The sequence below is a fragment of the Methyloceanibacter sp. genome, from assembly GCF_035650995.1.
In the GTDB taxonomy this organism is placed as follows: Bacteria; Pseudomonadota; Alphaproteobacteria; order Rhizobiales; family Methyloligellaceae; genus Methyloceanibacter.
Window position 1 is genome coordinate 1 of the sequence record NZ_DASRGO010000183.1, and the last position, 10,920, is coordinate 10,920.

Annotated in this window: 11 protein-coding genes; 1 reads left to right on the forward strand and 10 read right to left on the reverse strand. The window is 63.7% G+C overall.

Features of this window, described 5'->3' with window-relative positions:
- The first annotated feature begins 294 nt into the window (after positions 1–294).
- Positions 295–1,179, forward strand: a complete 885-nt coding sequence (locus VFB18_RS13385) for a site-specific DNA-methyltransferase (protein WP_324976201.1) — start codon at positions 295–297, stop codon at positions 1,177–1,179.
- On the opposite strand, the gene VFB18_RS13390 is transcribed toward VFB18_RS13385, so the two are convergent.
- From VFB18_RS13390 to VFB18_RS13435, 10 genes are all read right to left on the reverse strand, one after another.
- Positions 1,141–1,986, reverse strand: coding sequence for a hypothetical protein (locus VFB18_RS13390; protein ID WP_324976204.1), 846 nt, complete (start codon positions 1,984–1,986; stop codon positions 1,141–1,143). The genes VFB18_RS13385 and VFB18_RS13390 overlap by 39 nt on opposite strands.
- 90 nt (positions 1,987–2,076) lie before the next feature.
- The gene (gene purF, locus VFB18_RS13395) at positions 2,077–3,555 is read right to left on the reverse strand and encodes an amidophosphoribosyltransferase (protein ID WP_324976206.1); all 1,479 of its coding nucleotides are present in this window, start codon (positions 3,553–3,555) and stop codon (positions 2,077–2,079) included.
- Positions 3,556–3,643: 88 nt separating this feature from the next.
- Complete coding sequence (locus tag VFB18_RS13400; RefSeq protein WP_324976208.1) at positions 3,644–4,246, reverse strand: CvpA family protein; 603 nt, start codon at positions 4,244–4,246, stop codon at positions 3,644–3,646.
- 140 nt (positions 4,247–4,386) lie between these two features.
- Entirely contained in the window at positions 4,387–5,784 is a 1,398-nt protein-coding gene (gene radA, locus VFB18_RS13405; protein ID WP_324976211.1) for a DNA repair protein RadA, read from the reverse strand.
- 5 nt (positions 5,785–5,789) lie between these two features.
- Positions 5,790–6,944 carry an alanine racemase gene (gene alr, locus VFB18_RS13410; RefSeq protein WP_324976229.1) on the reverse strand — a complete coding sequence of 385 codons (1,155 nt, stop codon included), beginning with the start codon at positions 6,942–6,944 and terminating at the stop codon, positions 5,790–5,792.
- Positions 6,941–8,416 (reverse strand): replicative DNA helicase, encoded by a 1,476-nt coding sequence (locus VFB18_RS13415; protein ID WP_324976214.1) that lies wholly within the window; start codon positions 8,414–8,416, stop codon positions 6,941–6,943. The genes alr and VFB18_RS13415 overlap by 4 nt, the downstream gene beginning before the upstream one ends.
- Positions 8,417–8,637: 221 nt before the next feature.
- Positions 8,638–9,258: a 50S ribosomal protein L9 gene (rplI, locus tag VFB18_RS13420; RefSeq protein ID WP_324976217.1), complete on the reverse strand. Its 621-nt coding sequence runs from the start codon at positions 9,256–9,258 to the stop codon at positions 8,638–8,640.
- 27 nt (positions 9,259–9,285) lie between these two features.
- Positions 9,286–10,251, reverse strand: coding sequence for a DUF2232 domain-containing protein (locus tag VFB18_RS13425; protein ID WP_324976220.1), 966 nt, complete (start codon positions 10,249–10,251; stop codon positions 9,286–9,288).
- Positions 10,252–10,356: 105 nt separating this feature from the next.
- Positions 10,357–10,596: a 30S ribosomal protein S18 gene (gene rpsR, locus VFB18_RS13430; protein WP_324976223.1), complete on the reverse strand. Its 240-nt coding sequence runs from the start codon at positions 10,594–10,596 to the stop codon at positions 10,357–10,359.
- A 5-nt stretch (positions 10,597–10,601) separates the two neighbouring features.
- The coding region (locus VFB18_RS13435) for a 30S ribosomal protein S6 (protein WP_324976226.1) at positions 10,602–10,920 on the reverse strand (319 nt) is incomplete at its 5' end.

Consider the following 10,920-nt stretch of genomic DNA (forward strand, 5'->3'; position numbering starts at 1 on the left):
CCGGACCTACGCGGAATTCGGAACCTGCACGCCCCAAGAGTAGGGGCGGAGCGCCGAAAATCCTGAACGCGCAGGGGGGCCGCCCAAGACGAACCGAAGGGTGCCTGAGAACAGCGGCGCTGCCAACGTCCCTTTTTTTGCCGCAGGGCGCCGATGATGACGTCCTTGAATCGCTGTTTCGTGTGCAACGTCTGTCGAGCGACCCTTGTAGGTAAGTTTCTGCCCCCACTTGCGTCTTGACGAGACTCGAAATAGTTTCTGTTTTGTTCTTATTTGCCGCGTTGGAGGGAGGCCATGGGCCAAGGCATTACAACGCATAGGATTTTCGAGGGGGATGCACGCAAATTAGACTTCATACCCACGGAAAGCGTCCACCTCGTCTGTACCAGCCCTCCCTATGGCGCGCTGAAGACCTATCCCGACCATCCTGAGCAGCTAGGCAACATAGCCTCTTACGACAAATTTCTCGGCGAACTCGATCTGGTTTGGGAGGAATGCCTACGAATTTTGGTTCCGGGCGGTCGTGTAGCGTGTGTCGTTGGCGATATCTGCTTATCGCGACGCAAGGCGGGACGACATCATGTGCTCCCTCTGTCAGCGGATATTCAGGTTCGCGCGCGCCGAATTGGCTTCGATTGCCTAACTCCAATCCGATGGCAAAAGGTAGCCAACATAAGACTTGAGGCGTCAAGGTCATCACGCTTCTTGGGCAAACCAAATTTGCCAAACGGGGTGGTGAAGAATGATCTTGAGCACATTCTGTTTCTCCGCAAACCGGGCGGTTACAGAAAACCTACGCGCGTTCAAGAACAGATGTCGTTTATCTCGACCGATGACTATGCCAAATGGTTTGGACCCGTTTGGACCGATGTCACCGGTCAGCTACGCTCAACTCACCCCGCGCCCTATCCCTTGGAAATCCCGCGGCGGCTTATCAAGATGTTTTCGTTCGTTGGTGATACTGTTGTCGATCCATTCGGAGGCACAGGCACCACGGCTTTGGCCGCCATTGAGACCGGTAGGAACAGTGTGAGTGTGGAGATCGAACCTGCCTATATTGAAACGGCGGTCGCCCGCCTACGGAGCAGTGTCGTCACAGCACGGATCGAAGTCTATAGGCGCGAACTGAACACCAGTTGCCTACAGGTCCCGGAAGCGTGTGGCGTAGATATGGGCTAGCCGGTCAATCATCGAATCGTAATGATAGATGTCGCCTTGTTGAGGCGCAGGCGGTGTTGTCAGCAGCCGTACAGGCGAACCATCATTAGCACAGTCAATGACGACAATTGCGAGTGCGTCATAGCCTGTGTCTCCAGTTCTCGATCGACGTGGAAGTTGGCGTACTTTGTCGACGGCAAGTTGCGCGTCACGCGGCTGGTCATGAGTGCTCCATGCGGGATCGATTGCACGGTTGCGCTTGTTGAGATCGGGACTGAGATAGCGACGGGAGATATTTACCATTACAAAACCAGCGGCAATCGCTTGGTCCGAGGCTCCATGCACAGTGAGGTGTGAAGAATTTAGCTCATCATATAGGCGAGGGAGCGCGCGCTGGTGGGCTGTCATGCAGGCCTTAGCCTCAAGTGCCATCAACACGCTTCCGACTCTGACCCTACGTAAATTGGGCAGTTCAGAAAGCTGATTTTCCTCTTCCGAAGATAGTTCAATTTCGTAGTCGGCTATCATATCGGCGAGCGTGAAAGCTGATTCATCCATTGCGCCTGATGGCGTGCATAGCACTAAGTCGAGATTCTTCTTTCGGTCGTGAACAAAGTCACGCATTTCGTGGTTGATACCAAATCCTACTTTTCCCGTTTCAATGTGGCGCCTGAGAAGGGGGCTACATTGCAATAGATCGAAGGTGATTCCCCAACAGGCGACTTTGGAATGGTGGTCGCTGCGCGAGTGATATTGCCAACGATTATCATAGCTATCGACCCGAGTACGCTTGCTCAGCGTTCTGACAAGTATCTCAGGGCCGTGCATGCGCGTCTGCCAATGAAAATCCTCACCAACACCATGCTATCGCAACCCGCAACAATGGTGGTAGCGGAGGAGGGACTCGAACCCCCGACGTCAACCGACCTCGGCGAGGAAGGAAAGCTGCTTCTGCGCGGGCGGGCCTTCGCGGTCCCTGAGGCGGGTCGGATATTCGCCGGTGAAGCAGTGATCGGTGAATTGCGGATGGGCGGCGTCGCGGCCCTCATAGCCCATCGCCTTATAGATGCCGTCGACCGAGAGGAAGGCGAGTGAATCGGCGCCGATGAAGGCGCGCATCTCCTCGAGCGTGCGGTTGGCGGCGAGCAGCTTGTCCTGGTCAGGCGTGTCGATGCCGTAGAAATCGGGATGAGTGATCGGCGGGCTCGAAATGCGCATATGCACTTCCTTGGCGCCCGCCTCGCGCATCATCTGCACGATCTTCACCGAGGTCGTGCCGCGCACCACGCTGTCGTCGATGAGGACAATGCGCTTGCCTTTGACCAGACCTTCATTGGCGCTGTGCTTGAGCTTGACGCCGAGCTGGCGGATGCGCTGCTCGGGCTCGATGAAAGTGCGGCCCACATAGTGATTGCGGATGATGCCGTACTCGAAGGGGAGTCCCGATTCTTGCGAGTAGCCGATGGCGGCGGGCACGCCCGAATCCGGAATGGGGACCACGATGTCCACGTCGGCAGGGGCCTCGCGCGCGAGCTGCCGGCCCATCTCCTTCCTGACCTCGTAGACCGAGCGGCCGCCGACGATGGAGTCGGGACGAGCGAAGTAGATATATTCGAAGATGCAGAGCCGCGCGGGGTATTTGGGCACGAATCTGTGGCTCTCGATGCCGTCGTGCGAGATGATCACGACCTCGCCGTTCTCCACCTCGCGCACGAACTCGGCGCCGATGATGTCGAGCGCGCAGGTCTCCGACGCGAGCACCCAGGCTTCGCCGAGCTTGCCGAGAACGAGCGGCCTGATGCCGTAAGGATCGCGCGCGCCGATCAGCTTCTTGTTGGTGAGACCGACAAAGGCGTAGGCGCCTTCGACCTGGAGCAGCGCCTCGATGAACTTCTCGACGAAGCGCCGCTTCTCGCTGCGCGCAACGAGGTGAAGGATCACCTCGGTGTCGGTGGTGGACTGGCAGATGGCCCCCTTCTTGATCAGCCATTCGCGCAAGGTGAGCGCATTGGTGAGATTGCCGTTATGGGCGAGTGCGAAGCCGCCCGAGTCGAGATCGACGAACAGGGGTTGGACGTTGCGCAAAACCGGATCGCCGCAGGTCGAATAGCGCACGTGGCCGATGGCAACTTTGCCGGCAAGCCGCTCGATCACCGGGCGCGAGGTGAAGTGGTCGCCGACGAGACCCAAGCGCCGTTCGGTATGGAAATGGGCGCCGTCGAAGGTGACGATGCCCGCCGCCTCTTGGCCGCGATGCTGGAGAGCATGCAGACCAAGCGCAGTCAGCGCGGCGGCGTCGGGGTGGTTGAAGATGCCGAAGACGCCGCATTCTTCATGCAGCCGGTCCTCTTCGAGCCAGCTCAAACCGGGGTCGTTAACGTCAGTATGCTCGGTCACGGGCGTCCGCCTCCATGCTGTAAATAGGCGCCCTCAAAAGCGCTTCAATGGCTAAAGACCGTTACACACTCCTTACTGACGCGTTTCCTCAGGACTTCTGACCGGGCTGGGCAGGGGCGCCTTCATTGGGCGTTGGCGTCTCCGGCTGCTGGCCCTCTGGTTGCGTTTCAGGTTGCGTTCCGCCGCCCTGGTCTTGACCGCCCGGCAAATACTGCTCGGGGTTCATCGGCAGCAGCGACTCGATCGCGACCTGAGTCTGCTGGAGAATGGAGTAGGAGCGGGCGTTGCGCACCCAGTCTGGCTGGTCGCGCGCAAGCGCCGTGAAGAGAATGAACACGATGGCCACGAGCAAAAAGCCGCGGGCGAGGCCAAAAATGAACCCCAGCGTGCGGTCAAGCGCGCCGACCCGGCTGTCCAGCACCTTGTCGGAGATGCGGAAGGTGATCAGGCTGACAATGATCAGCGAAATCACGAAGACGGCGGCGGCAAAGACGATCTGAGCGATGCTCGGCTTGTCGATATAGGGCTGCAGCACCGTGTAGTATTTCGGGGTCAGATAAAGGGCGGCGACGGCGGCCACGGCCCAGGAGAAGACCGAAAGCACTTCGCGGGTGAAGCCGCGCACCATGGCGAGAAAGCCCGAGATGAGCATGATGACGATGAGAATGATATCGAGCCAGGAGACGGGCATGGCGCGAGGGCTCCTCAGACGGGCGAGCGGACACTATCACGATTCCCGGCGATGAAGCACAAATGGCCCGCCTCGCGCAATGGCGCCGCGCCTTCGCCCGTCGCATTGTCGCAGGGCTTTTTTGGGGCGCCTCCGGTGGCTTAGAGCGGCTCGCCGGACGGGGCTCCGAACCAGGTTACGAGCGTGTCCAGCTCCGACATGGGCCAAAGTCTCGGCCCATCGGCACTGCCATTCCCGTCGCCAACCGCGGCAGGAACCGCGGCGCGGGTGAAGCCGAGTTTTTTCGCCTCCTTAAGCCTCTGATCCGTATGGCCAACCGTCCGCACCGACCCGGTCAAGCTGACCTCGCCGAAATAGACGGTATCCTCCGGCGCCGCCCGCCCGGTGAAGGAGGACAGAAGGGCCGCCGCTGCCGCAAGATCGGCCGCCGGCTCGGTCAATCTGAGCCCGCCCGCCACATTCAGGTACACGTCGTGGGCCGCGAGCCTCACCCCACAGCGGGCTTCGAGCACAGCAAGCAGCATGGCAAGCCGGTTTGGGTCCCAGCCAACGACGGCCCTGCGTGGGGTCCCAAGCGCGGTCGGGGCAACGAGGGCCTGGATCTCAACAAGAATCGGACGAGTGCCCTCCATCCCTGCAAACACCGCAGTGCCTGGAGCGCCCCGGTCGCGGTCGTTCAGGAACAGCGCCGAAGGGTTCTCCACCTCCTTGAGCCCCTCCTGGCGCATCTCGAACACGCCGATCTCGTCGGTGGGACCGAAGCGATTCTTCACTGCCCGGAGCACGCGGAACTGGTGCCCGCTGAGGCCCTCGAAATAGAGCACGGTGTCGACCATGTGCTCGATGACCTTGGGGCCTGCGATCTGGCCGTCCTTGGTGACATGGCCGACGAGCACGAGGGTCGAACCGGTCGTCTTGGCGTGGCTGATGAGGGCAGACGCGCACCCTCTAAGTTGTGAGATCGTGCCGGGCGCCGCCTCGATCGCCTCGGACCAAAGCGTCTGCACCGAGTCGATGACGACGAGGGCCGGCGGCGCCGCCGAAGCCAGCGTGGCGATGATGTTGGCGAGGTTGGTCTCGGTGCCGAGAGCGACCGGCGCCTGTTCGAGACCTAGGCGCTTCGCCCGCATGCGCACTTGGGCGGTCGCCTCTTCGCCCGAGAGATAAACGACCGGCGCGCCCGTCCCCGCCAGCTTGGCCGAAGCTTCGAGCAGAAGAGTAGACTTGCCGATGCCGGGATCGCCGCCGACGAGCACGGCGGAGCCGGGAACAAGACCGCCGCCGAGCACGCGGTCGAGTTCGGCGATGCCGGTCGGAAGTCTCGGCGCATCGAGCGTCGCTTCGGAGAGCGTCTCGAAGGAGGCTACCCTTGCCGCGTTCCGGCCCTTGCCGCCTTTGATGGCGACGAGGGCAGGGGAGCTTGAAGGCGCCTCCTCGATGATCGAGTTCCATTCGCCGCACGAGGCGCATTTGCCCGACCAGCGGGCGGTGACCGCGCCGCAGGCTTGGCAGACGAAGGCTCGCGAGGTCTTGGCCATGGGCTCTAGCCGCCGATATAGCGCCGAAGCGCGCGGGCGCCGAGGTTGGTGAGAACCTCGTAGTCGATGGTGCCGGCGTGGTGGGCGAGCATCTCCGCGCTGACATGCGGGCCGATCAGCTCGACCCACCCCCCGCGGGCCGAGAGCGCCTCGGGAACGTCCGTCACATCGATGGTGATCAGGTCCATGGAGACGCGGCCCAGAATCGGCGCGGCGTGGTTGCCGGCATAGGCGGTAAAACCGGTCATCCCCTCCTTGGACGAGAGCGAACGGAAGAAACCGTCGGCGTAGCCCACCGAGACGGTGGCGATGCGCGATGGGCGGGCAAGCGTTCGCGTCGCGCCGTAGCCAACAGTTTCGCCGGGGCCGGCGGTGCGCGCCTGGAGGATGCGGCCCTTGAGATGCACGACGGGCGCGAAGGAGTGCCGGCAGCTCTTCTGTGGGGTCCCGCCATAAAGCGCGATGCCGGGCCGCACGAGGTCATATAGATAAGAGTGGCCGAGAAGCATGCCGGGGGAATTGGCGAGGCTCGCCGGCGCCTTGGGCAGCCGCGCGCGGAGCGCGTCGAAGAGCCTCCGCTGCGTCTCGTTCTTCGGATGATCGGGCTCGTCGGCGCAAGCGAGATGGCTCATCACCAGCGAGAGCGTGAAGGCTCCCCACACATCGCGTGCGGCGGCGATCGCTTCGACTTCGGCGGCGGAAAGGCCGAGGCGGTTCATGCCGCTGTCGATATGGACGGCGCAGGGAAGCGCCTCGCCGGCCGTCATGGCGTAGTTGGCCCATTCCCTGATCTCCTCGGCGCTGTTCAGCACCGGACGGAGGCCATGCCTGCGGAATATGCCGGCCGTGCCCGGCATGAGGCCGGCGAGCACGTAGATCACGGCCTGCGGCAGGAGCCTGCGCAGAGCCTCGGCCTCGGCCGGCGTCGCCACGAAGAAGGTCTTGCAGCCCTGGCGCCACAGAACGGGCGCCACCTCGGCCATGCCGAGCCCGTAGGCGTCGGCCTTCACGACGGCCGCGCATTCGGCAGGACGGGCAAGCTCGCTCAGGTGTTGGTAGTTGGCGGCAAGGGCGTCGAGATCGATGGTGAGGATCGCGGTCTCCCCCGCATCCTCGCCCTCGTCGCGCGAAGGCGCAGGAGCGGTGCGAGCGTTCGTCAGTCCCTGCGCTCCGGCAGCCGGTCCGGTGCCGCGAGGTTGCTGAACCGCGTGAATTCCGGCGTGAATTGCAGCGTCACCGTGCCCGTGGGCCCGTGGCGCTGCTTGCCGATGATCACCTCTGCCTTGCCGGTGACCATGTCCATCTCTTCCTGCCACTTTCGGTGCTCTTCGGTGTTCTCGCGAGGCTGGCTTCGCTCCAGATAATATTCCTGGCGGAACACGAACAATACCACGTCGGCATCCTGCTCGATCGAGCCCGATTCGCGCAAATCGGCGAGTTGCGGGCGCTTGTCCTCGCGCTGCTCGACCTGGCGGGAGAGCTGTGAGAGCGCGAGCACCGGCACGTGCAGCTCCTTGGCGAGCGCTTTTAGCCCGGTGGTGATCTCCGAGACTTCCTGCACACGGCCTTCGGCGGCGCGCCTGGAGGAGCCCGAGAGAAGCTGGAGGTAGTCGACCACGATGAAGCCGAGACCGCGTTGGCGCTTGAGCCGCCTTGCCCGCGCTGCAAGCTGGGCCACGGTGATGCCGCCCGTCTGGTCGATATAGAGAGGGAGGTTCTGCAACTCCTGGGAGACTTCGACGATGCGGTCGAACTCATCGGAGTCGATGCGACCCCGGCGGATGCGTTCGGAGGAGATGTAGGCCTGTTCGGAGATGATGCGGGTGGCAAGCTGCTCCGCCGACATCTCGAGCGAGAAGAAACCCACCACCGCGCCATCGACGACGCTCTCGCCGTCGCTATCGAGGCGATAGCTCTTCGCCACATGGTAGGCGATGTTGGTGGCAAGCGCCGTCTTACCCATCGAGGGGCGGCCGGCGATGATGACGAGGTCGGACGGCTGAAGTCCGCCCATCTTCTGATCGAGGTCGGAGAAGCCGGTAGCGAGGCCCGAGAGGCCGCCGTCGCGCCGGTAGGCGTTGGCGGCCATGTCGATGGCGTCGGTCAGCGCCGAAGAGAAGGGCTCGAAGCCCGTGCCGTATTTCCCGGTCTCGGCAAGCTCGTAGAGCTGCTGTTCGGCGGTTTCGATCTGCACCGCGGGCTCGGCGTCGATCGGCGAGTCGTAAGCGGTGTTGACCATCGTCTCGCCCACGATGATGAGCTGCCGGCGGATGGCGAGGTCGTAGATGGTGCGCCCGTAATCCTCGGCATTGATGATGGTGGTGGCGTTGGCGGCGAGCCGGCCGAGATATTGCGGTACGGTCAACTCGCCGACCGGCTCTTCGGACTGGAAGAACGTCTTGAGCGTGATCGGGGTCGCCCGCTTGCCGCCAAGGATGAGCTTGGCAGCCGCCTCGTACAGGCGCGCGTGCAGCGCGTCATAGAAATGCGCGGGCTTCAGGAAGCTCGAGACGCGGTCCATCGCCTCGTTGTTGACGAGGATCGCGCCGAGCAGGGCCTGTTCGGCTTCGAGATTGTGCGGAGGGGCGCGGAAAACCGGCGTCTCCTGGGCAGGGCGAATCAGTGCGCTCATGATCCACGGTACCCAAATGGCGAGGCGGCTGCTCTGTGGACATAGTGGAGAAACACGGGCAGCCCACAGGGTTGTCGATCAGTCGTCATGACCGGGCTTTTTCCGCCTATGCGGGCCGGAGCCTTGCCAGATTCCCGTCTGAAAGCCCGGCCATCCACGATGTTGGTGCGCGACGAAGGCGTCGATGCCCGGCATGAGCCGGGCATCACGAGATCGAAGATCTACTCGGCCTCGCCGTCTTCGGCGGGCTCCTCCCCCTCGGCCTCCTCGGTGGCGGGGCCTGCGCCCTCCTCGAACAAGGCTTCGGCCGCGCGCCGGGCGGCCTCGGCCGCTTCCTCGGCCTCGTCCATCGCCTTGGCGGTGACGGCCTCGCCCCTTGCCTGACGCTCGGCCTCGTCGGACGAGCGAGCCACGTTGATGGTCACATGCGGCAGCACCTCGGGATGGAGGGCGATGCGGAGCTCGTGCAGCCCGAGCGACTTGATGGGACGGTCGAGCATCACCTGGCGGCGCTCGATCGAGAAACCGCCTGCGGTGAGCGCTTCGGCGATGTCGCGGGTCGAGACGGAGCCATAAAGCTGGCCCGAGTCGCCCGCCTGACGAAGGATGACGAAGCTCTGGCCGTCGAGCTTGCGCGAAACCGCCTCGGCTTCAGTCTTGAGTTCGAGATTGCGCGCCTCGAGCTGCGACTTCTCGCGCTCGAAACGCTTGCGGTTGGCTTCGGTCGCGCGCAGCGCCTTGCCCTGGGGCAGAAGGAAGTTGCGGGCGTATCCGTCCTTGACGGTGACAACGTCGCCCATCTGGCCGAGGCGCCCGATGCGCTCCAAGAGAATGACTTGCATGGTGGGACTCCTATCGTTGCATCCTGATTAGATCGTTCCGCCGGTCGTGGGCGGCTGGCCGCGCTCGCGCAAGCGAAACACGGGTTCGCCGAGGCCGATAATGGCGACGACGATTGCCACCCACCCCAGGAGCAGAATTCCGAGATAGACCGCGACGAGCAGAAGCGCGCGGAACGGTACGCCGCGGCTATAGACGTGGATCACCGCAAGTCCTTGCAGCACGAAGGCGAAGAGGAGCGCGCCGGCGAAGCCCGTCGCAATCAGTCCGGGAAGACCCGGCACGAACGAAAGGAGCAATGCCGCGGCGAAGATCACGACGAGCGCATTCGGCAGATCGAGGGCCAGGAGGTCGGGCCAGGGCCTGAGCGCGCGTCCCGACGCATTCACGATCACGCCTCCCATCCACAGATTGAACAGGGTGACGGTCAGCCAGACCATGGCGAAGGCGGCGGGAAGGGCGCGCGCGATCATCGCCGACATGCTGGTAAGCGTCTCCTCGGTGAACAGTGTGCCGTCACGATCGATGTCCTTCAGCACGCTGTGCTCGAGCCCCTGGCGGATCATCTCCTTGTAGGCGTCCTGATCGTAAGCGATGCCGAGGACGAGAACGGCGGCAAGCGCACCGGCGATTAGCGCGGCCCAGGCGACGAGGCGGCCGGCGGGATACCATTCGACGGGGGGCGTGACCTCGCCTTGCACCGGCGCGAGCGGGCGCGACAGAAGGGCAAGATGCGCGAGCAGCGCCGTCGGCGCCGCGATCGCCAGCGCGTAGATCGCGGCCGTCGCCGGGCCGAGGGTCACCGCGACGACCGCCGTTCCGGCAACGGCGGAGGCAAGCGCCGCCGCGCCGCCCCAGCCTAGGCCGGCGAGGCACAGCGGAAGGGGGGCGAGATAGAGCAACACGCCGGCAAGCGCGGCCGCCGTCGCGGCCGAGGCGAACAGCGCCGCAGAGACGAGACCTGAGCCCGCGCCGATGAGAAGAGGTGTTGGCATCTTGGTCGCTGTCCCGCCTCCTTGAGAGCGGTTAGGGGAGGGACGCCCGCCCCAACTTCATTCTTCTGCGTCGTCAGGCCCAGCTTCGACCGACCCGACGCTCCTTTACTGAATCAGATACGGCAAGAGGCCGAGGAAGCGCGCGCGCTTGATGGCGCGAGAAAGTTCCCTCTGCTTCTTGGCCGAGACGGCGGTGATCCGGCTCGGCACCATCTTGCCGCGCTCGGAGATGTAGCGCTGCAAGAGCTTCACGTCCTTGTAATCGATCTTCGGGGCCTTATCGCCGGAGAACGGGCAGGTCTTGCGCCGCCGATAGAAGGGCCGGCGGGCCTGGGGTTGGGTCATGCTCATCAGGAATCCTCACCCTCTTCGAATGGCTCGGCCTCGGGCTCTTCGGTGCGGGCCTCGCGGGGACTATGATCGCGGTCGCGGAAATCGCGCCGTCCGCCGCGGCGTCCGTCGCGGTCACCGCGGTCACCGCGGTCGCCGCGTTCGCCGCGGCCGTCGCGCTCATCGCGATCCGAGCGGCGCATCATCGGCGACGGGCCGGTCTCGTGCTCGTCGACGCGCACGGTGAGAAAACGGATGATGTCGGTCGAAAGCCGCATCTGGCGCTCGAGCTCGGCGATGGCGGCCGGCGGAGCGTCGATGTTCATCAGCTCGTAATGC

What these genes read in the sequence shown, in the direction of transcription:
- rpsR (WP_324976223.1), bottom strand. Translation starts at nt 10,596, where the DNA reads ATGACCCAACCCCAGGCCCGCCGGCCCTTCTATCGGCGGCGCAAGACC.
- VFB18_RS13390 (WP_324976204.1), bottom strand. Translation starts at nt 1,986, where the DNA reads ATGCACGGCCCTGAGATACTTGTCAGAACGCTGAGCAAGCGTACTCGG.
- VFB18_RS13415 (WP_324976214.1), bottom strand. Translation starts at nt 8,416, where the DNA reads ATGAGCGCACTGATTCGCCCTGCCCAGGAGACGCCGGTTTTCCGCGCC.
- VFB18_RS13425 (WP_324976220.1), bottom strand. Translation starts at nt 10,251, where the DNA reads ATGCCAACACCTCTTCTCATCGGCGCGGGCTCAGGTCTCGTCTCTGCG.
- radA (WP_324976211.1), bottom strand. Translation starts at nt 5,784, where the DNA reads ATGGCCAAGACCTCGCGAGCCTTCGTCTGCCAAGCCTGCGGCGCGGTC.
- VFB18_RS13400 (WP_324976208.1), bottom strand. Translation starts at nt 4,246, where the DNA reads ATGCCCGTCTCCTGGCTCGATATCATTCTCATCGTCATCATGCTCATC.
- VFB18_RS13385 (WP_324976201.1), top strand. Translation starts at nt 295, where the DNA reads ATGGGCCAAGGCATTACAACGCATAGGATTTTCGAGGGGGATGCACGC.
- rplI (WP_324976217.1), bottom strand. Translation starts at nt 9,258, where the DNA reads ATGCAAGTCATTCTCTTGGAGCGCATCGGGCGCCTCGGCCAGATGGGC.